General features: G+C 34.3%; 19 protein-coding genes and 1 pseudogene. 2 read left to right on the top strand and 18 right to left on the bottom strand.

The window, feature by feature from the left end; genetic code table 11:
- On the top strand, positions 1-280 hold a 280-nt coding region (locus tag BLT22_RS07990; protein ID WP_143020620.1), incomplete at its 5' end, for a transposase.
- Between the two features lie 194 nt (positions 281-474).
- Here BLT22_RS07990 and fliY read toward each other — a convergent pair.
- The 15 genes from fliY to BLT22_RS07915 form a co-directional block, all read right to left on the bottom strand.
- Positions 475-1,602, bottom strand: coding sequence for a flagellar motor switch phosphatase FliY (gene fliY, locus BLT22_RS07985; RefSeq protein ID WP_091762311.1), 1,128 nt, complete (start codon positions 1,600-1,602; stop codon positions 475-477).
- Positions 1,595-2,599: a flagellar motor switch protein FliM gene (gene fliM / locus BLT22_RS07980; RefSeq protein ID WP_091762309.1), complete on the bottom strand. Its 1,005-nt coding sequence runs from the start codon at positions 2,597-2,599 to the stop codon at positions 1,595-1,597. Before fliM ends, fliY begins: the two co-directional genes overlap by 8 nt.
- Complete coding sequence (locus BLT22_RS07975; RefSeq protein ID WP_091762307.1) at positions 2,599-3,012, bottom strand: chemotaxis protein CheW; 414 nt, start codon at positions 3,010-3,012, stop codon at positions 2,599-2,601. The genes fliM and BLT22_RS07975 overlap by 1 nt, the downstream gene beginning before the upstream one ends.
- Before the next feature lie 85 nt (positions 3,013-3,097).
- Positions 3,098-3,460: a response regulator gene (locus BLT22_RS07970; RefSeq protein ID WP_091762306.1), complete on the bottom strand. Its 363-nt coding sequence runs from the start codon at positions 3,458-3,460 to the stop codon at positions 3,098-3,100.
- A 22-nt stretch (positions 3,461-3,482) separates the two neighbouring features.
- A complete protein-coding gene (locus BLT22_RS07965; RefSeq protein WP_091762303.1) occupies positions 3,483-4,082 on the bottom strand; it encodes a chemotaxis protein CheC in 600 nt (199 codons plus the stop codon).
- Entirely contained in the window at positions 4,079-6,112 is a 2,034-nt protein-coding gene (locus BLT22_RS07960; RefSeq protein ID WP_091762301.1) for a chemotaxis protein CheA, read from the bottom strand. Before BLT22_RS07960 ends, BLT22_RS07965 begins: the two co-directional genes overlap by 4 nt.
- Positions 6,113-6,135: 23 nt before the next feature.
- Positions 6,136-6,915, bottom strand: coding sequence for a CheR family methyltransferase (locus BLT22_RS07955; protein ID WP_091762299.1), 780 nt, complete (start codon positions 6,913-6,915; stop codon positions 6,136-6,138).
- A gap of 4 nt (positions 6,916-6,919) precedes the next feature.
- Complete coding sequence (gene cheB / locus BLT22_RS07950; RefSeq protein ID WP_091762297.1) at positions 6,920-7,927, bottom strand: chemotaxis-specific protein-glutamate methyltransferase CheB; 1,008 nt, start codon at positions 7,925-7,927, stop codon at positions 6,920-6,922.
- Between the two features lie 38 nt (positions 7,928-7,965).
- Positions 7,966-8,448, bottom strand: a complete 483-nt coding sequence (locus BLT22_RS07945) for a chemotaxis protein CheD (RefSeq protein WP_091762295.1) — start codon at positions 8,446-8,448, stop codon at positions 7,966-7,968.
- A 19-nt stretch (positions 8,449-8,467) separates the two neighbouring features.
- Entirely contained in the window at positions 8,468-8,947 is a 480-nt protein-coding gene (locus BLT22_RS07940; RefSeq protein WP_091762293.1) for a chemotaxis protein CheW, read from the bottom strand.
- A 24-nt stretch (positions 8,948-8,971) separates the two neighbouring features.
- Positions 8,972-11,224: a methyl-accepting chemotaxis protein gene (locus BLT22_RS07935; RefSeq protein ID WP_091762291.1), complete on the bottom strand. Its 2,253-nt coding sequence runs from the start codon at positions 11,222-11,224 to the stop codon at positions 8,972-8,974.
- A 347-nt stretch (positions 11,225-11,571) separates the two neighbouring features.
- Positions 11,572-12,810: a GTPase HflX gene (hflX, locus tag BLT22_RS07930; protein ID WP_091762289.1), complete on the bottom strand. Its 1,239-nt coding sequence runs from the start codon at positions 12,808-12,810 to the stop codon at positions 11,572-11,574.
- Between the two features lie 4 nt (positions 12,811-12,814).
- Positions 12,815-13,750 carry a tRNA (adenosine(37)-N6)-dimethylallyltransferase MiaA gene (miaA, locus tag BLT22_RS07925; RefSeq protein ID WP_091762286.1) on the bottom strand — a complete coding sequence of 312 codons (936 nt, stop codon included), beginning with the start codon at positions 13,748-13,750 and terminating at the stop codon, positions 12,815-12,817.
- 123 nt (positions 13,751-13,873) lie between these two features.
- On the bottom strand, positions 13,874-14,203 hold the full coding sequence (locus BLT22_RS07920; protein WP_091762284.1) for a hypothetical protein: 330 nt from the start codon (positions 14,201-14,203) through the stop codon (positions 13,874-13,876).
- Positions 14,204-14,289: 86 nt separating this feature from the next.
- Complete coding sequence (locus tag BLT22_RS07915) at positions 14,290-17,574, bottom strand: DEAD/DEAH box helicase (protein WP_091762282.1); 3,285 nt, start codon at positions 17,572-17,574, stop codon at positions 14,290-14,292.
- Positions 17,575-17,723: 149 nt separating this feature from the next.
- Between BLT22_RS07915 and BLT22_RS07910 the strand changes: the two genes are divergently transcribed.
- Complete coding sequence (locus BLT22_RS07910; RefSeq protein ID WP_087058456.1) at positions 17,724-18,365, top strand: pentapeptide repeat-containing protein; 642 nt, start codon at positions 17,724-17,726, stop codon at positions 18,363-18,365.
- Between the two features lie 192 nt (positions 18,366-18,557).
- Here BLT22_RS07910 and BLT22_RS12575 read toward each other — a convergent pair whose 3' ends face one another.
- The 3 genes and pseudogenes from BLT22_RS12575 to BLT22_RS07900 form a co-directional block, all read right to left on the bottom strand.
- Positions 18,558-19,196, bottom strand: a complete 639-nt coding sequence (locus tag BLT22_RS12575) for a glycoside hydrolase family 127 protein (protein ID WP_369596178.1) — start codon at positions 19,194-19,196, stop codon at positions 18,558-18,560.
- A gap of 30 nt (positions 19,197-19,226) precedes the next feature.
- A pseudogene (locus BLT22_RS12490) lies at positions 19,227-20,504 on the bottom strand (glycoside hydrolase family 127 protein); the annotation flags it as partial.
- 240 nt (positions 20,505-20,744) lie between these two features.
- Positions 20,745-22,346 (bottom strand): xylulokinase, encoded by a 1,602-nt coding sequence (locus BLT22_RS07900; RefSeq protein WP_091762280.1) that lies wholly within the window; start codon positions 22,344-22,346, stop codon positions 20,745-20,747.
- Positions 22,347-22,404: the final 58 nt, after the last annotated feature.

The following is a 22,404-nucleotide window of genomic DNA, read 5'->3' as shown; positions in this document are numbered from 1 at the left end:
CAAATCTATTTTAGAGAACGATAGCTTACTGACCTTTTATGACTTTCCCGCTTCAATCCGAAGAAGCTTGTACTCCACTAATTTGATTGAGTCTTTTAACAAACAAATTAAAAAATACAGTCGGCGTAAAGAGCAATTTCAAAATGAAGAATCTATGGATCGCTTTTTAGTCTCAAATTTTGATCTGTACAACCAGAAATTTTTAACTCGAAGCCACCGCGGTTTTCAACAAGCTGAAGCAGAACTTTGGGAAATGTTTGGAGAACTAGAAGAAAGATAAGTTTTTTACAGAAGGAACTTTTTATTTACACAAACTTCTTGACGCTCTCTCCTACAAATTTACTATCGGTATAGTCTATTAATTGTTAAGGTAATTTTGAAATTAAGTTAGCTTTTATATTATAAAGCAAATCGATCTACGATTAAAGTACAATAAAAGCACCGGTCAATACCGATGCCTTTATCGTCATTTATTTACTTCAAGTGGCTAATTCGCTGTTCTTTACTTAAAATATTTGTAATACGGATACCAAAGCTTTCATTAATTACTACAACTTCACCTTCTGCAATCAATTTCCCATTAACATAGATTTCAAGAGGTTCATCCGTCATTTTATCTAGTTCTACTACAGATCCAGTACCAAGTGAAAGTATATCTCTAATGGTTTTTTTACTTTTACCGAGCACAACACTGAAATCTAACGGCACATCCATAATAAGATCCAAATTACGAGGCGCTGATTTCATTCCATTTGGTTCCAACTCTTGGAATTGAGGCTTCTGGACGCTTACTGGTTCGGGTTCTGGAGCTTTCTTAGTTGTTGGTTTAGCTTCAGTCTCTTGACGTTGTTCTGAAGCCGATACTTTTTCGGTATCATCCGTATCTCGTCCTTGCAATACTTCAGCTTCATCCCCAAGCATGATATCAACAATTTCATTAGCTGTTTCCATCGGCAAGATCTGCATAATTTCACTTTCAAGTAATCCCTCAACACTTAAATGAAAAGAAGTTTTACAAATCAAATTCTTATCTGTAATATTTTCTATAGTTGCTTCTTCGGGACTATTCCACATTTCTACTTCTGGTGGCAGAATGTCAATTTTTTTATTAAACATCGTAGCCATTGCTGTAGAAGCAGAACCCATCATCTGATTCATCGCTTCCGCTACTGCACTTAATTCAAGTTCAGTAAATTCTTTTCCTTCAACATTTTTTCCATCGTTCCCCATCATTAAATCCGCAATGATAATGGCATCTTCAACATCAATCATCAATATATTATTACCTACTAGACCTTCTTTGAAACCAATCGTCGTTACGACTTTTGGTACTTCACATTCATCTAAGATCTGTTTTAAAGTAACACCAGATACTTTAGGTGTAGTAATTTTAATCGTACGATTTAATAATTGAGAAAGAGTAGTAGCCGCTTGAGACATAGAAATATTTCCTACTTCTCCGAGAATATCTTTTATATTCTGACTAACTTGATCATCAGGATCTATTGTTTCAGTTACTGACTCTTCTTCAGTAGTTGTTGCTGGGCCAGTACCATTCAACATCGCATCTATCTCTTCTTGTGATAATTGTCCGCTACTCATCTGCACTCTCTCCTCCCATAAACTTTAATACTTCAACTGCAAGGTTATCTTCAATCATTCCAGGTTTAACTTTATAGTATGGTCTATCTTCAATATACATCGTCAAAGGTTTAGAAGTTTTATCATTCAATTGAATAATATCGCCTTCTTCCATCTCTAAAAAGTCCGAAATCGTCATCTGAGATTCACCAAGCAATACTTCTAGATTAACAGGCACATGATCTAGATTTTTAGATAATTGGCCTCTTTCTGACGAATCAAATTCTTTTCCAGAATGGAACCAATTTTTAAAACTTAATTTATCCAGAATTTCTTCAAAAAATATGTAAGGTACACACATGTTAATGAACGTTTTTTGCTGATCAAGTCCTACTGAGAAGGTCACAAGCAATACAGGTTCATTAGGTGACATAGTCTGAAGTAATTGTGGATTTGTTTCTGTATACTCTAATTCTACAGACATTTCTACGATTTCTTTCCAGGCTGTTTCAAAAGAACGAAGAAACGATTTAGTAATATCTTCTAGAATAGCTCTTTCAATATCCGTGAAACTAGTTTTTTCAGTTACAGAAGCTTCTTCTGTAACTTCATTATATCCGCATAGTAATTCAATCATTTGTAGACTAAACTGAGGATTAATTTCGATAATCTGCATTCCATTAAGCGGTTTGCTTTGAAAAATACCCATAAGTGTAAAGCTAGGTACGGAATGGACAAATTCATCAAACGAAACCTGCTCAATCGCTGCAATCTTAATATCCACGGGTTTTCTTAACTGAGTAGACAATAAATTGACTGCTAACTTTGCGAAGTCTTCAAATATCATCGTAATAGTTGATAGATATTCTTTAGACAGGCGAACGGGACGACGAAAATCGTACGGCTTTACTTTAGGGGAATCCAGTTCCTCTACCATCTGTTCTGTATCGATCTCGCCACTGTCTATCGCACCTAACAACGCATCAATTTCTTGTTGTGATAGGACTTGTTGGCTCACTATACTTCCTCTTTCTCCTTAAAGATCTGGTCTAAATCGATGATACTAACAATATCATCGTTCACTGATATATATCCAGAAATTATAGATTCTTCTTCCCCACTTGCTTGTAACTGTTCTTCTAAAACATCACTTACTCCGATTACAGGTCCTACTTTTAAAGCGATAGGATTTTCTTCAGTATGGATGATGATTGTATTTTTATACCATTCATCACTTGAAGAATCTGATTCGTTCAGCAAAACGTCTAAGTCAACAAGTGTCATCACTTGCCCTCTTAAATTGACTAATCCAACTGTCCAGTCAGGTGACTGGGGTACAGGTGTGGAAGTAAGCGTGGTTGTTATTTCTTCAACTCTATCAGTGGAGAATCCATAAGTTCTTTCTCCTAGACGAAACACGATGATCTGCATAACTCGTCTCTCCTTATTATACGTAATTTAAAACGGTGTAGGTGTGACAATTTTTCGACTTTCACATCTTCACCGTTTTAGTTTATTATTGACTAGCTTTATCTAACGCTTTAATGACACGTTCAGTATCGAATGGTTTAACAATAAAGTCAATAGCACCGGCACGAATAGCATCCATAACCATAGATTGTTGTCCCATAGCAGAACACATTAACACAACTGCATTAGGATATTGACTTTTTATTTCTTTTAATGCTTCTACGCCATCTTTTTCCGGCATTGTGATATCCATAGTAACTAAATCGGGTTGAGTTTCTTTATATTTTTCTACAGCTTCAATTCCATTTTGAGCTTCTGCTGCAACCTCATAACCATTTTTTTCTAAAATATCCTTTAATTTGATTCTCATGAATGCTGCATCATCAACGATCAATACACGTTTTGCCATTTTTAATTTTTCCCCTTCCAATCTATAATCCAAGTTGTTGCAATAATAATTCTAACACACCAGGCTTAGGTACAAAATATAAACTTCCTTCAATTTTGTGTCCAAGACTGTAATATTCATTTTTTATTATTAAAATTTGTTGATCATATTGTTCTTGTTCCATATAAACGCTACTAATAATTGAACCAAACATATCTTCAGCCATTATGGGTACAGTAGATACCATTTTTATAGCAATGATTTTCATAATAGCGGTCATGAAAGAATGAACTAAAATATTAACGATTTCACTAACCGCAGAATCTATAAGTTCATTAGTTAGCTCTACACCACTAGGCGTAATCATCTGCGCAAGTTTTTCAGCGTTTTTCGGATTGACTACGAATAGAAAAACACCATATTCTTCATCTCCAATAAGATTCATTAAAACTGCTTTTACGACTTCGTCTTCTTTTCTTATTTTTTGATAGATTTGATCATATTCCATGATCTCGAGTGTCGGAACTTCCATTTCAACTTTTCGTTCAATTAATTTTGATAAACTGGTTGCCGCATTTCCACCACCAATATTGATGATCTCTTGTAAAGCATCTAAGCGAAACAAGTGTCCATCTTGAGTCATTGTTTTGCTTCCTTTCTTCCTTTACAGATAGAAGTCAAATCAAGAATTAAACTAATACTTCCATCACCCATAATGGTCGCTCCAAGGAACTGCTTCATCACTCCTAATTCTTTACCTAACTTTTTAATTACAATTTCTTTCTGTTGCACCAGTTCATCAACTACTAGACCATGTTTTTCATCGCCGATCGAAACAATGATAATATGCGGTGAAGTATAGTTTGAATCATCTAAATTCAAAGCATTTGTTAAGCGCGTAATGGGTATCGTAGTATCCTTATATTTGTATACTTCTCCTTGGTGGACTTGAATCGCTTCTTCTTCATCGAATCGATTCACCTTGTCTATAATCGCTTGAGGTAGTGCAAAGGTTTCTCCACCTGTTCGGACCAACAATGCTTGAATGATTGATAAAGTCAACGGTAGAATAATTTTGAACGTTGTTCCTTTTCCAACTTCACTAACGGTTTCTATGGTTCCATTTAGACTGGAGATTTTTTCTTTAACCGCGTCCATACCGACGCCTCGACCGGAGATACCCGTTACTTTTGCTGCTGTAGAAAATCCCGGATGGAAAATCAGTTGCTGAATTTCTTCATCTGATAATCCAAGTGTAGAAACGCCTTTCTTCTCAGCACTTGCTTTTATATATTCAGGATTTAATCCTTTACCATCATCTGACAAGGTGACAACTACTCGGTTCCCTTCAGGATAAGCAGCCAATTTAACAGTACCAAGCCTTGGTTTCCCTAGTCTTTCTCGTTCATCAGGCATTTCAATGCCGTGATCAGCTGAGTTTCTCAACAAGTGAATCAAAGGTTCTCCAATTTCAGAAATGACTGTACGGTCTAATTCTGTATCTTCCCCCTCTGTTACTAACTGAATCTCTTTTCCTAGCTCATTAGCTAAGTCTCTAAGCATTCTTGGGAAACGCTGTAGAACAACATTGAAAGGTTGCATACGCAGCTGTAGGACTAATTCCTGTAACTCTGTTGTAATTCTTCCTACTTCTGTAAGAGGTTCAGAAAGTTCAAGCAGTTTTTCTTTTTCTGATAGATCTTCTAACCGCGTTCTATGAATAACAAGTTCTGAAACCAGATTCATAAATTGATCTAATCTCGTTAAATCTACACGAATTGTCTGTTTAGAAATAGATTTCTTCGGCGTCTCTTTTTTTGAAACATCCTGACTTTTATCTTTAACTTTGTCAGTCTCATTAGAAACTTCCGCTTCAACAGGAACCTTTTTATCTGATCGAAGTGACTGAGTCTTATCAAAAATCGCAATCTGAACTTCATCAATTTCACTGGTCTCAAGGATATTATTTTTGATATCTGATTGATCAAGTTTGCTTAACAAGATCATTTTAAAATAATCTTCAAAATCTCCTTCTTCGATTTTATCTGCAGAAGGTTCCGTATAGATAATATCCCCTTCTTGTTCTAACTTATTCATAACTAAAAACGCACGAGCTGCTTTCATAAAACTGTCACTATCTACTTTTACCGTTATAACATAGGCTTGATAGTCAGTCTGTTCTGCTTGATTAATTACTGTAAAATCCGATTCTTCCAAGTTAGATAAAACTAAATCAATTTCTTTTGACTTTGTCTCAGTTGTTGTTTCCACATAGGCTGCTTCAGTATTTTTTTGATTGGCCACATTTTCTAAACGTGATACAAGGTTAGCTATATCAAGTTCATCACTCTCATCGGCTCGCAGTGCTTCTACGATGTCTGTTAGTGTATCTAAACAATCAAAAACCAGTGAAACTGTTTCAGTATCGACTTTTGCTTTTTTTGACTTAAATAGTTCAAATACATTTTCGACTGAGTGAGTCAATTTCGCCATCGTATTATATCCCATTGTAGCTGCCATACCCTTTAAAGTATGTGCAGAACGGAATATCGAATCAATGATCTCTGTATCTTCAGGATTCTGCTCTAATCTTAAAACTTCTTCGTTTAATATTTCCAAATTCGAATCTGTTTCTTCAAAAAACAGATCACGGTAAGCACTGTTGTCATCCATGTTCGAATCCCCCTTTTATTTCTTTATTCTACTTTCTCGTAAATAAATGAAGCAATTTTCTTTAATCCATACTTTTCAGGTTGATAAATCGTTTCTGTTGCTCCTGTAAACAATAAACCACCCGTAACGAGTGAGTCTGCCATTTTTAGATAAATTTTATCTTTAATATCATTTTTAAAATAAATGGTTACATTTCTACATACAATAACATGAAAATTTTGTTCATAGCGTCCTTGAACTAGATCATGTTGTTTAAACTGTACTTTGCTTTTTATATCACTTTGTATAGTATAATACCCGTCTTTAAAATCAAAATAAGTATCTTTATCGACTAAAGAAACATTTTTCAATTCATTTTCTTTAAAGTAGCCTTTTTTGGCTCTCTCCAAAATGGTTAGATCAATATCTGTTGCTATTATTTTTTGCTGAAGTTTGATATTATTCTTTTTCACTATCATAGCTAATGAATAAGGTTCTGCTCCTATAGAACAAGCAGCACTCCAAATTTTAAGACTATCAAATTTAGTAGAAAGATGGGTATTGATCATTAATTCGAAATTATCAAAAAGATCTTTGTTTCTGAAAAATTCTGTAACATTAATCGTAATATAATCTAAAAATTGCTTTTTCAGTGTTTCATCAACAGATAATATCGTCGCATACTCTTCTAATGTAGTTGCGCCTGCTTGTTTCATAATTGTACCAATTCTACGCTGCAATTGTTTTTCTTTGTATGCATTTAAGTTGATTTTTAAGTTTGATAAAACCCATTCATAAAAAAAATCAAAATTTAGTGTGGACATATAATCACCCAATCATTTTTTTTAAAATACTGCCAATATCGTATAAACTTGCTACTTCGTCTGAAAAGCCTTTTTCTTCGACGTTTCTTGGCATACCGTAAATTACTGAAGTTTCCTGATCTTGAGTAATAACATAGCCGTTTTCTTCTTTTATAGATTGGCAGCCTATTGCGCCGTCATATCCCATACCAGTCAGCACTACACCGATTAAATGGTTTTTATATTTTTTTGCTGCGCTATTAAATAAATAATCTACAGCAGGTTTTACCCCATGAATTTTATCGTCATCATTTAACTTAATTTCCTGATCTTCTATAACCATGTGCATTCCACCAGGAGCAAGGTAGATTTTATCTTTAATAATTTTGTCACCGTCTTTAGCTTCAACTACTTCTAATTTAGATAACGTATTTAACCGATTAGCAAATGAAGCAGTAAACCCTTTAGGCATATGCTGAACTATAAAGACTGGAACGCCAATTGAAGCTGGGAAATCTTTTATCACTTCAATAATGGCTTTAGGACCTCCAGTTGAAGCCCCAATTACGATAGCTTTAACAGGTTTCTGAAATTTACTCTTATCTTGTTTCACCATCGGTTCAACCTGTTCTGCATAAAACTGATTTGAAAAATGAATTTTTATTTTACTTTTTAATTTTTCTTTAAATACGTTCCAATTCTTATTAATATCATTGGGTCTTACGACAAAATCTAGTGCACCCAACTCTAATGCTCTTAAAGTGATTTCTTTTTGGTCAGTTGGAGAGCAAATCATTATCGTTGGAATCGTGTATTCATGACTAATCTGTTTTAAAAGTTTAAATCCTTCTATATTTGGAATTTGAGCATCCACAAAGATAAGATCTGGTACTTCTTTTTCTATTGCAGCTACTGCTTCTTTCTCACTTCTGACAGCCTTACATACATTAACTCTATCGATTTCCTGAAGCATATGACTCAGGATTTTTCGCATCAATGCCGAGTCATCTATAACCATTACTTTTACCGACATCGTCCAGCTTCCTTTACTAATAATATTTAATAACTCTATTACAAAATATGATATTCTCTATTGACCATTCGTATTTTGACTTCAAAAGTCTCTAAATCTACAAACATAGATCTCCCCATTTCTCCACCCGTATGATCTCCTAAAATGGGGATGTTTAATGCTTTAAGGGTTTCTTTTACTGATGAAATATTTCTTTTTCCTATCTGCATGGAATCTGGTTTAGAACCAAAAGAGAACATGCTAGCTCCTCCAGCAATCTTGGCAATTAATTTTTTTTTGCCAGTTTTTTCAAAGATTTTTTCAGCTACTTTGGGAATTGCCAAGTCAGCAAATTTCTCCCATTTAGTGGTGTCTTTAAATCCTTTGCTATCTGGAAGCATGATATGAATAAGCGCCCCGACTTTAGTAGTGGGTTCATATAATGCAATTCCCACACATGAGCCAAGTCCTATTGTCACTAGTTGGTCAGGCGGTTCTGACATCTTATAATCTGATATCCCGACCTTGACTTGTTCTGACATGGCTTCTTCCTCCGTTTGACTAATGTCCATCATTAATTTGTTCTATTTTAAGCAATGCCTGTAATTCTTTTGCTTGTTCATCATCAAACAATAGTTGAGGGTCTAGAATCGGTATGATTTTCTCATCAGTTTGAACAAATGCTGAAATATATGATGTAGGAATACCTTCTACTTTTTCCATATCAACTTTGTCTGAAATTTGATTTTCATAATATGTTTCAACCGATAGTACTTCATTAACCGTCAATCCGATTTTTTCATTTTTCCAATGAACAATAATGGTATCTGATTTTTTTAGATCCTGAATTTTTTCGGAAAAAAATCGTTCAGTTAAATCAACTAGTGGAGTGATCGTCCCTTCAACATCTTGTATACCAATAATGTGAGATGACATGTCAGGTATAATCGTTAAGTTTTCAATATGAACAACTCGGTCCGTACTGGATATCGGGATAGCAAAGATCTGATTGCCTACACGAAATAAAATATGTTTATTCATGACTATTCCTCTTTTCTCATTCTTTTATACATACTCTGTTGAAAGATTATCTTCATCATTTGAATCAAAGTTATTTTCTTGCTTTTGATTAATTTCAAATTGTTCAGCAGAATGTTTTAGTGTTATTGCAACATCTTCTAGATTTTTAATTTGAGAAGTGAAATCTTCCATAGTGGCAAGGATTTCTTCAGCATTAGCCGATACTTCTTCAGTTCCAGCTGAATTTTCTTCAGCAGAAGCTGCAATATTTTCCAATTGAGATACAACTTGATCTTTTCTTTCATTGATTACAGAAGATGATTGGATGACGATGATCATACTTGCTACCAATTGTTCTAATGAACTTGCAACACTTTCAGAAGCTGATAAAGCCTCACTAATTTTTTCGGTTTGTACCTTACTATCTTCATTAGTCTCTTCTAAATGATTAACCATATCCGTAGATTTATTTTGAACCGTATGGATAATATTTTGAATATCTTTTGATGATTGAGCACTTTGCTCTGCCAGGGTTCTAATTTCTTCTGCGACTACAGCAAAGCCTCTTCCAGCTTCTCCAGCTCTTGCTGCTTCAATAGAAGCATTCAATGCAAGTAAGTTTGTTTTCTTTGCTATATTGGTGATTGCATTGACAATTCCTTCAATATTTTGGATGTCTCCATCCACTTCTTTGATTTGATCTTTTAGTTGATCCATCGTGCCTAATGTTTCTTTCCAGTTTTGATCTACATCTTGTGTAGCAAAAATATTGTTACCGTTAAGAATCATTGTATTATCAGCATGGCCGCCCATAGTACCGACAGCTTCATTAATTTCATTTAATGCCTGAGACAAATCTTTCATTTGATTTGCTGTTTCCTCAGTATCTTCTGTTTGTGTACTTGTAGCTTCAGCGACCCCTGTGATTGTCTGCGCTACTTCTGATGTAGCACTACTTGTCTGATCAGAAAGCTCTGTTAACGTAGCAGCCATTTCTGATACATGTTGACTATTTCCTTGAATTGTCGTTATCGTATTTTCAAAAGTGTCCATTGTTTCATTGAACGCAATAGCTATCTGGTGTATTTCGTTTCCTTTAGGGTCTAAATCATTTTTACTTGAGTTAGCTTGATGACTATCTTTTGATCGTTTCTTTTTAATCATCACAAATGGATTTTTAAAATTCACTAACTCTTTATATTTTAACCGATTAGTTAGATTACCTTGACGAACTTCACCGAAGATCTTCATCATTGCATTTGCAATAGAAGTAATAATTCCTGCAGCAAAGTAGGAAATAACAGCCGCTAGAATAACCGTAATTAGGATAATCGTAATAAATGTTTTTATGATGGCACTTGTTTCTTCACTCATTTCATTTTCATTTACCATACCAAATACAGTTAGCCCTATACTAGGAACTTTTTCATAATATAGACCAAACTTCTCACCATTTACTTGGTCATCATAAATGATTCCTGAGTCTGAATCAGATTCTTGATTTGATATCGTTTGGAAATAAGGTTTTTCATTATGGTTTTCTCCAATTAAAGAAGTATCTGGAGAAGCAAGAACTATTCCCTCATCCGTAAAGATCTGAATAGAACCTGTATTAGCGATCTTAGCTTCCGCGACATCTTTTTTTATTGTCTCAAAATCTAAATCGACTGCAAGGACTCCAATAACTGCTTGTCCACCGAATAATGGTCTTGATACTGCAATTCTAGTACTTCCATTTAAAGTATATGGCTTAGACCACTGAATTCCATTTGAAGTGGACGCTGATTCCAACCAAGGTAATTGTTCTGACAGGTCATCAGCATTAGATAAAGTATTAGTTGTAACAATATCTTGATCTTCTCCAATAGGAATATAATAGGCATCTGATATATATCGATTTCCAGAAGAAATGTATTGTAGTCTAGAGCTTAATTGCGACTCTGCTCCACTTATGCCAGCAGATACTTGGTTTAATATGCTATCCATTGCGAGTTTCTCGACTGTGGATTCTGCTGCTGCAGTAGCATTGTTAATTGTACTTACGATGTTTGAAGTAATCTGCTCCTCTTGAGCTTCAACTCGTTCAGTCATAATCTTCGTAGTTTGTATGTATGAAAAGAATAGGGCTGTCAGTACAGGTACGAGCATAACGATAGTTAATAGTATAGTTATTGGCCATCTTACACTTTTATGGTTTCGTTGAACACCAGTGCCACCTTTGGAAGGTTTAAATCTTGACCAGTTTATCTTATTTATATTCACTTTTATATTTCCCCATTGTTTCTTTACTTTATCCATTAATTTAACGCGCTCCTTTTCAGTGTATTATGCATATACACATTTATTCGTATTTTTAATCTCTAAAGAATACCTATTCTACTTTGTTTACTATCGGTAAGAGTTCTTAAAAGTTTATATATTAAATAGAATAAAATAATATAGGTATTCAGTTTCTTGACACAATTTTGTTACAATATATTTTGCTAAGTAATTTTTAACATTTTAGTTTATCAAATAATCTAGATTTAATTAATCAAGTATGCCGTCTTATTGTAGGTTTACAACTATTTAAAATATTAAAAAACTTACCACTGCAAGAGTTGATTTTACTCTTCGTGATAAGCTTTTTTAAGTTTTTATTCAATTTAATGCATTCTATTCCATCTTGAGTTTTCTCGGGTATACCCTTCAACAAAATAAACTTGATTTTCTTCATCATATAACTGTCTTTCAATAATGGTTTCATTTCTTAACTGGATCAATAGATCCCCGCGAGCGCTTTCTATTTCTATTGTATAAGGAATCATTTGTTTTTTTATACTTTTTTCGATCGCTTCAAATAAATTGTCTATATCATCATCATCTCTAGCTGAAATGACTATATTTGGATACAGACCAGGCTGGAAATCACCTTTTATTAAGTCTTTCTTATTGTAAACTGTAAGTCTAGGAATTTCATCCATATTTAGTTCTTTTAACAATTCAATAACGGTTTGTTCATGACCTGCGATATTGTCTTCAGAGGCATCTACAACATGAAGTAATAGATCAACAGCTTTAGATTCTTCTAATGTCGATTGAAAGGCTTCGATCAGTTGTGTCGGCAGATCTTGGATGAAACCTACCGTATCCGTCATTGTCGCTTGCAGTCCAGAAGGGAATTCAACTTGTCTGGTTAACGGATCTAAAGTAGCGAACAATTGATTTTTTTCCAATGCAGATGTCTCAGTGGTAACATTTAAAATTGTAGATTTTCCTGCATTGGTATAGCCTATTAACCCAATCTGGAATATATTGCTTTGTTTTCGCTGTTCTCTACTTCGTTCTCTATGTGCTTCAGTTTTCTTCAGTTCATGTCTGATATCAGTCATTTGTTTCTGAATATGCCTTCTATCCGTCTCCAGCTTCGTTTCACCTGGCCCACGAGTCCCGATGCCAGCTCCTAAACGCGACATGTTAACACCTTGACCTGCTAGCCTTGGTAATAGATAAGAAAGCTGCGCCAATTTCACCTGCAAGCGTCCCTCTTTACTTTGTGCCCTTAAAGCAAAAATATCCAAGATTACTTGAATGCGATCAATTACCTTTGCTTCTATTTCTTCTTGGATATTTCTAACATTTCTAGGTGAAAGTTCTTGATTAAAGACAATTGTGGTTGCTGAAAGCTCTTCACTTAAGTGTTTTAGTTCCGTTAATTTACCCTTACCTACAACTGTTTTTGCATCCTGTCGTTCTCTTTTTTGAGTTAATTCTCCAACTACTTCACCCCCGGCATTCTCAACTAATTGCTTCAGTTCTTCCAAAGAATAGTGAAACTGGTTATCCGTTTCTGTAGTTTGAACCCCAACAACGACGACCTTTTCATATTGTTCTTCGTTTGACAAATACTCACATCCTTAAAAAATTTTCTATTTTATTTTCTAATTCTTTCTGTTGTTCAGGTACTTGAACTAAATCCCACCAACTACTGATTTCTAGACGATTTCTAAACCAAGTCAACTGTCTTTTGGCATATCTTCTCGAATTCTGTTTAATTTGTTCTGTTGCTGATTCTAGATCAATACAATTTTCAAAATAAGGGATGAATTCTTTATAGCCTATTCCTTTTACACTCTGTGCTGTTATAGGAACTGTTTCCAGCAATATTTTAACTTCTTCAATCAGTCCTTGCTTCAACATAAGATCGACTCTTTGGTTGATTCTTTCATACAAAAGTGAACGATCCGTTGTTAGTCCAACTACATAAGCATCGTATAGTTTTTCTTTCTCACTCTTTTCCATCTGTAATGATGAGAATAATTGCCCAGTAGAATGGTAAACTTCAAGTGCACGAATCACTCTGCGCGTGTTATTATAGTGAATTGATTCTGCTGCTTTCGGATCAATTGACTGCAATTTCTCCCAAAGTTTATCTTTTCCGTTTTGCTCAGCAAAAGCTTCTAAACTATTACGATAAGTTAGATTCGGCTTTGCTTGACCACCGTGTGAAACGTTATATAAAAGTGATTCGATATACAGACCCGTTCCACCCACAATAATCGGCACTTTACCCTTAGCTGTTATATCATGGATTAATTTTTTTGCTTTAGATTTAAAATCAGCAACCGTATAGTTTTCACTAGGGTCAATCTCATCTATTAAATAGTGTGTCACTTCTTTTCTTTCATCATTGGTAGCTTTTGCAGTACCAATATCTAGCCCTTTATAAATCTGCATCGAATCTCCGCTAATAATTTCCCCATTAAATTTTTTGGCTAATGATAAGCTCAGATTTGTCTTTCCCACAGCTGTAGGACCCACAATTATAATTATTTTTTCTTTCACATTTTTCCTCCGCTGTTAAATCTCTTATTTTTTAGTATACCATACACCTAACTTGTAAACAGGTTATCTAAATAAAAACAAAAAGCAGCAACTTTTTATAGTCACTGCTCATTATAAACTACGCTACTTTAGCTGATCCTCTAAAGCATTATAGAACTCATTCCGATTCGTTACAACTAATGTATATTCATTACCTTGGCGGTCCCCAACAATGATTCGATTCGGAAAGACTATCAGAGAATTGCCTTTTCTCAATACATGTATATCATCTAAAACAATACGTGTGGCATCTTCTTTTAAATTTAATTTGTTTGAGTTAAAATATAAGGCTTTATTCGTTAATATAACTTTACCGCCAATATAGTTGTACCATTTATCTTTGATATTAGCTCTTTTTTCAAGAATGACTTTCTCATCCGGCGGTAATATTAAAGCAGATTGCTTATTTTCCATTTTACACACCTTCTATGATCGTTCAATTTTGATTATCGTCAGTTTAAGTCTTCTATGGTTTTTTTACAACTAAATACACTTTCATCCTATTCTGTCAGTAAAGACAAAACTTCTTCTTTTGTAAGGCTAGAAATCGGCTGTTCATTTCCAGTTTCTATAACAGTATCAATCAGTTCACGTTTTTTTGCTTGCAGTTCATTTATTCGTTCTTCTATTGTACCAGTAGCAATTAACCGGATGATCTGAACAGCATTTTTTTGCCCATATCGATGCACCCTGTCAGCCGCTTGGTCTTCGATCGCAGGATTCCACCATGAGTCATAAAGAATCACAGTATCTCCACCCGTTAAATTCAGACCGGTTCCTCCTGCTTTTAGAGAAATTAAGAATAAATCCTTTTCTCCCATATTGAAACGAGTCGTTAACTTGAGTCGGTCTTCATTTTTGGTTTGTCCATCAAGATAATGATAGTCAATGGACTGGCTGTCCAATCTTTCTCTTATAATACTTAACATGGAAGTAAACTGAGAAAACAAAACAACTCTTTTTCCATTCATCCTAGCCTCTTCAAGATATTCCAATAACCGTTCAAGCTTGGATGAAGTCCCGGTATAATTATCCATAATCAAAGCTGGATCACAACAGATCTGTCTAAGTCTGGTCATTCCGGCTAAAACTCTTATACGATTTTTATCAAAAGTATTTTCTTGTATCATTCCTTTGACCTCTTCACGAATCAGAGTCAGTTGTGACTGATAGATTCGTTTTTGCTCTGTAGATAAATCAATATACTCTGTTGTTTCAGTTTTAGCAGGTAAATCACTTAAAACATCGCGTTTTAATCGTCTTAAAACAAAAGGACGAATTTTAGCAGCGATCCGAGTTTGAGTTGCTTTTTTATAAGCTTTTCTATTTTTAAACAATCCCGGTTGGACAATAGAAAATAAAGACCAAAGTTCACCTAGGTTATTCTCAATCGGTGTACCTGAAAGAGCAAATTTCGTTCCTGCTTTTAAATGGTGGACGGCTTGAGTTGTTTTAGCAGAACTATTTTTAACATTTTGCGATTCATCTAAAACGATTGTTTTGAAATGATAATTATTATACAAGAGAAAATCTCTTTGAATCAGAGGATAACTTGTTATTAGGATAGAAGTTTTCTCAGATTCCATTTCTTTGATTGCTGCTTCCCGTTCTTCAATTGACCCTGCAATCAGAACCGTCTTTAATTCCGGTGCAAATTTCTTAAACTCATGTTGCCAATTATAGAGAACACTGGAAGGACAAACAATCAGATATTGACCGCCGACTTCTTGCGTTTTTGATAGTAGAAACGCTATGGTTTGTAACGTTTTCCCAAGTCCCATATCATCAGCAAGAACCCCACCAAATCCATAATAGTCTAGTGATTTCAGCCAATTATACCCTGTTTCCTGATAAGGTCTTAGCGAAGCATTTAAAGTATCCGGCAAATCAAATGAAAGATTTTGAGGTTCTAAAAGCTGCTGAGCTAGTTTCCGGAATCTATTTCCTTTTTTGATAATAGAATCTTCTAACACGGTCAGACCTTGGAAGACGGGCACAGTCATTTGTTCGCTAATATCATCTGACTCAATATCCATTTTCTGCACAGTATCATTTAGTTCCTTAAATTTTTCTTCTTTTAGATTCAATATTTTACCATTCGATAAGCGGTAAAATTGTTTGTTATTATTTAATTGTTTAATAATTTCTCTTAACTCATCTGTTGCAATATCTTCAGCGTCAAAATTTATATCTAATAGATTTGAATTCCGATTTAACTCTATTGAAATTGACGGGGCAGATTTCGGCTCATAAATGAGTTGTCTAGCATCCGTAGACATGAAAATCTCATACTCTTCTGATAGCATAGGCAAACTTTCATATAAAAACTCACTTAATTCATCTAATGAATCAAGAACCCAATGACCATCCACCACCACTGCAGTACTTAAACATTCATGAGCAAGTCTTAATAGTCCATCCTCTTTTATAAGTTGTCGAATAATAACTTTGTCTACCGATTCTGTAATCGGTTGATCCCTTAAAGGGTAAATCGATACTTCACCGTATTTGAATACTGGACTGACTAATAATTGATCATTTAATGTATCAATATAGCATTGAGCAATCATATCTTGCCTATATACAGTTTCTTGAACTGCTTCTTCTACTTCAATGTCCAAGAAAGAAGATAACTGGGACAAAACAGTGGATGCAAATTCCGTTAAATCTTTAGAACGCATCACTAATGGCGCTCTTTCATTTTTATTAAAGACTTCAATCAGATTACTGAGTAACTTGTATTGTTCGGAACTTAAGAAAAAGAACGCTCGATTCCATTCAACTATATTGGCACCACGATGGAAGTTCAATTCCAATTCGTCTACATCGTCGTCTGCAAACGAAAAATGATAAAGTTGATCATTTTTCTCAAGCTTAAATTTTAAAGGAAATTGTTCAAAAGACTCTTTAATCAATACTTTATCTAAATCACTTAATCTCATCAAATGTTTTGGCGGGCGACCAAATCGAATAAACCCTCCATCAGTTTTCTCTAATGTCCTCAAAACCAATTTTAGACTTCGAGCTGGTATTTCTAACTCAGTCTTATTCTGATAAGATTGTCCATATCCAACAGGTGTAGCTGATTTGACGAGCTGGTATAAATCATACAAAACTTCTAGCATTTTTCTGTCAGAAGGATGCAAGCCATGTTTTTCAGGATCAAAGGTGAAGTTTTTACCGAACTCATAAGTTCTTCCTTCAAGAATTTCCGAAATGACAAATGGAACATTTTTCACCACATAAAGTCTGTCAAGGCCGACTTTCATATAAAAATCATAGGCATAGGCATAACCAGTACCACTAACATTTAAAACAAATTCAAATTTCATCGATTGGTTTTTATAATCATTTGTTTGTCTTGAGATCTCTTGTTTAGATATCTGGATTAGCTGATTAAGCGCTTCTTCACTTTTTTTGTAAGAAAACATCGGCTTACTGGCAGATATAGACCTATTTGCTTTATTTACTTTTTTCAAATCTGTTTGTTGTATTAAATTCCCCTGCAACATACTTGCAACTACGTGCTTGCAGGCACCAGAATTTTTTTCGAACGGAACACACGTACAGTGATACTTTTTAGCTACACCATTAGGATAAAAACGCAAATGGACTTGTTCTGTTTTGTGATCCTCTACAGAAAAAGTTAACGTATTTTCTTTATCATCAACAGATAGAAGCTTGACTACTTCTTTTTTAAATAAAGAAGCACCATCTGAGTACACATTTGCATTAGAAGCAAGTGTTTTTATTGTAGTTTCGGGGAAAAATTGCTTTTTAAACATGAAAGCCATCCTTTAAACAGTTTTAAACAGTTCAGATTTCTTTAGATCTAATCATTGTTCATCTATACATTATACCAAACATTAAACAAACTTGTAACTGAATTAAGAAAGAGATACACTATTTTATATAAACGAGTAAAGGAGTAACTATGAAAAAGAAAGTTATTGAACCTGCTATTTCCTCTGACTTGCTTGAACAAGATTTTGTCTCTCTTATGGACGAGGAAGATCCTATTATCGAAAATGCTCTGATTAAAGATTGCACTATTACAATTGATTCAATTAAGAATATTGAATTTAAGAATGTAATCTTTGAAAATGTGATTTTTGATTATTTTAGTGTCCCAAATGCATATTTTAGAGATGTTAAGTTTGATCATTGTCAATGTATCAATGCTGAAATTCATGAATCCGGATTAAAACGAGTAGAATTTCTTCAATGTAGGATGAATGGCGCATCTTTTGGTGATAGTTTTCTTGAAGATGTCCAATTTAAGAGTTGTATGATGGATTTGGCTAACTTCGCTTATTCCAAACATAAAAATGTAGTCTTTAATGCTTCACAACTCAAAGAAAGTGATTTTTACGAAAATACTTTTCAACACATTTATTTTGAACAATGCGAACTAAGTGGGATAAGATTCTTGAATACTTCATTAAAAGGTATTGATTTAAGAACAAGTACTTTTGACGGAATAACAGTTGATACGGAAAATATTAAAGGAGTCATCGTCACTAACGAACAAGCCCTAGGATTTCTTCAGTTATTAGGCTTAGTGATTAAAGATTGACAAAAAGCAAGAACTCACAGTTTAAGAGTTCTTGCTTTTTTAGTTTAATCCTATTTATATAGCCCACCAATATTTTCAACGTATTCTATATTACATCTATGAACAGAAATATTCATTTTCTTAAAATAGAATATAAGAAACCTTTAGCAATTTTAAATATAATTATCATTATTCTGTTCATATAAATGTCATTTATTTTTTATGAATCCAGACCTGCATTTCACCTTCTGTTCGATTCCCCCATAAATGATATGGAATAAAAGTAAGATCATTTTTTGTAAAAGATGGTTTTTCGTAGCCTCGATAAAGCTTTTGTTCCCATTCTTTATCAATAATTTGTTTTTCACCTTTTGCTTTAATCGAAACTAGCTTACCTAAGTCACAATGATTTAAGACTTCTGTTTTAAATTCATCTAGTACTCTAATTAAGTGAATATCTTTTCCATTATCTTCTTCCTCTAAGCAATAAACAAAAGGCCCTCTCTGCAATGCGACTTTCCCGTAATCATCTTTCACCTTAGGATGAGCTTGATGCATGACCACAGGAATATCAAAGGTTAGATTTAGTGTTGTTGCTTGATCTATCGTTATAACCGCATAACCTCTAATAACTTCATAGCAAAACTCTTTTGTTTCTTTTTTAATCACCATATTTTCTACCCAAGTAGGAATACGCAATGCCAGTTTAATCGGGTTTGAAGATTTAACTTTCAATTGAATAGAGCCTTCACTTTGTAAAGAAATTTTTTGTTCAACTTCAACTATTTGTTTTTGCATTTCAACCCTTCCATGGTGATCCATATATAAATTGACATATAATGTATGATTCATTTCGCTATATATATATTGTTCTAAAGAAGTTAACGTTCTAGCAATATTCGGTGGACAACAAGCACAACCGAACCAGGAAGGTCTAGTAGGTTTGACATGACTTTTAGTTGGATCCAATCTACTTGATTCTGGATTCACTTCGAGTGGATTAACATAGAAAAAGTGTTTCCCATCTACTGCCATCCCACTAATGACAGTATTGTAAAGTGCACGCTCCATAACATGAGCATATTTTGCATCCGGTTAATTCTTAAGCATAGCTTTAGCAAAAAACATTAGACCAATGGAAGCACAGGTTTCACAATACATTGTGTCATTTGGAAGATCATAATCAAAGGTGAATGCTTCACCTAGTACAGTGGATCCAATACCTCCAGTAATATACATTCTTTTCTTCACAATGTTTTTCCAGATGCGTTTAGCTGCAGTAAGCATTTTTTTGTTTTTAGTATGATAGGCAACATCCGCCATTGCAGCTGCCATATAGACTAACCTAACCGCATGACCAGCTGCTTCTTCTTGTTCATAAACCGGTTTATGCGCTTGATAATACACTGTATTAATTGAAAATGGATGCTCTTTTCCCAATCCAAGTTTTCTATTTTCATCCAATTGCTTTTGGTAAAATTCAGGATCTTGACCACGTATTTCCAAAAACCATTTGCTCAATTCTAAATATTCTTCATTTTGAGTTACTTCGTATAATTTTACCAGAGCAAGTTCAATTTCCTGATGCCCGTCTGCTCCATTGATTTTACCTTTCTCAGAACCAAAATGATTTTGAATACATCTAATAAGCTTTTCTACTACTTGTATAAGTCTGTCATCATTCGTGGCAGCTTGGTAAGCAATGGCAGCTTCAATTAAATGTCCAGCACAATATAGTTCATGACTTTCAAATAACCGACGAAATTTCAATTCTGGTGCATCAATCTGATAAAAGGTACTCAAATAACCATCTTCGTCTTGAGCGTCTTCAAGCAAATCAACCACTTCATCCATCATTTCTTTTAATTTCTCATCTTGAGCAATACTATATACATTCGCAGCTGATTCTAACCACTTATAAACATCCGAATCTTGAAACAACCAGCCATAATGATGTCCTTCCGATCTACCAGCTGCAATTTTAAAATTTTCAATTGCATGACTTTTGTCCGAAGGAATGGAGGCATCATTACGTTCTTTATCAATTGTGATATTTCCCTGATCATGCAAAACATCCCATTGAAACGGTATCATTTCATTTTTTATTAATTCAATATATCGCTTCCAAAATTCATCTGTAATTGTAATTTCTGATATCAACGGGCTCCCACCTTCCTACAATATATTTTAATTTTTTATGAAATAGTTCAAAGCAAAAGCCACTAAAGTATTTTAGGGTTGGTTTCCTAAGTAAACTTCTAGTGGCCTATTATTAAATCAAGTTTTTATCTCTTTATTTACATCTCTTAATGAATAGTACCTTTACGCTCTTCTTTAGAGTAGAATAAATCACTACATCAATTGTTTTCTGATAAATTATTTAAACCTATCACTTCTAAATTAATTCAAAGATTGAACAGCTGTTTTTTCAATTTTTAACATTTTAACGTATCTCTCCATGAAAATGTCAAAACTATTTGATCCTAAATCATCCGGTTCAACAGAGTAGGGTACTTCAAAAGAAAATACTTGCGTATCCAAGAAATCTTCTAAAGATTGATTTGCTTCTTTCCTTATCAAGAAGCTGGCTAGAATAGCCATCCCCCATGGTCCACCTTCTCCAGCAGTATTCATAACAGAAACAGGTACTTTTAAGGCATCAGACATTAATTGTTGCCCCACTTTTTTTGTTTTAAAGAAACCGCCGTGACCTAATAGCTGGTCTACATTTACATTTTCTTTTGCAGTTAAAATATCCATGCCTAACTTCAAGGTTGCTAAAGCTGAGTATATTTGTGTTCTCATAAAGTTCGGTAAAGAAAGCACACTATCTGGCATCTGAACAAATAATGGACGACCTTCTTCAAATCCAGTAATCGGCTCTCCGGAATAATAATTACAACTGATAAGTCTTCCTCCGTCAAAATCCGCTTCAAGTGCTTTTTCAAACATAATTGTAAATAACTGGTTTTTATCAACTTGAAGATCTAAAGCAGCTATTAATTCAGCGAATAAATTAGCCCAAGCATTTATATCCGTTGTAAAATTATTACAATGGACCATAGCTGTCGGCTTACCAGTCGGAGTAGTCACCATATCTATTTCATTATAATAGTCTGAAAGTTCCTCTTCTAATACAATCATTGAAAATACTGAAGTTCCAGCAGATACATTACCTGTTCTTTCAGCTATACTATTTGTCGCGACCATACCTGTACCGGCATCACCTTCTGGTGGGCATAGAGCAATTCCAGAAATTAGTTGACCAGATGGATCAATTAAGTTAGCACCTTCTGATTTTAATGTACCTGCTCTTTCACCAGCTTTTAATACTTTCGGCATGATTGTTTTCAAATTCCATTTATAGCCGTCACTGCTAACCAGTTCATCAAATTGGTTTATCATTGTTGTATTATAATCTACTAACTCACTGTCAATCGGAAACATTCCAGCAGCTTCTCCAACTCCTAAAACTTTTTCCCCAGTTAACTTCCAATGCACATAACCAGCTAACGTTGTAATAAAATCTATTTCTTCAACGTGTGTTTCATTATTTAAAATAGCTTGGTATAAATGAGCTATACTCCATCTATGTGGAATATTAAATTTAAATAAATCTGTTAACCTATTTGCAGCTTCTTCTGTGGTAGTGTTGCGCCATGTACGAAACGGAGTTAATTGATTACCTTCCTTATCAAAAGCTAAATACCCATGCATCATACCGGAAAAACCAATTGATCCAATCTTAGTAAGCTTTACAGCATATTGTGCTTCAACCTGATTTGACACTTCTTGGTACGCAGACTGCAAACCTGTCCATACCTCTTCTAAATCATAAGTCCAGTAGCCATTTTCCAATCTATTTTCCCAATCATATGAACCACTGGCAATTGGAGAAAAATGCTCGTCAATCAATACCGCTTTAATCCGTGTAGACCCGAATTCTATACCTAAGGAAGCAGACGCTTGGTTAAATTCATTTTTTCCATTATTTCGTTTCATTTACTCGCCTCTTTTCTATAGAGATTACCTATTCCAGAGCTAGTTAAGACTTAACAAT

The sequence above is a fragment of the Marinilactibacillus psychrotolerans genome, from assembly GCF_900101525.1.
In the GTDB taxonomy this organism is placed as follows: domain Bacteria; phylum Bacillota; class Bacilli; order Lactobacillales; family Carnobacteriaceae_A; genus Marinilactibacillus; species Marinilactibacillus psychrotolerans.
The sequence above is the reverse complement of the archived record's forward strand: the minus strand, read 5'-3'. Positions and strand labels throughout refer to the sequence as shown.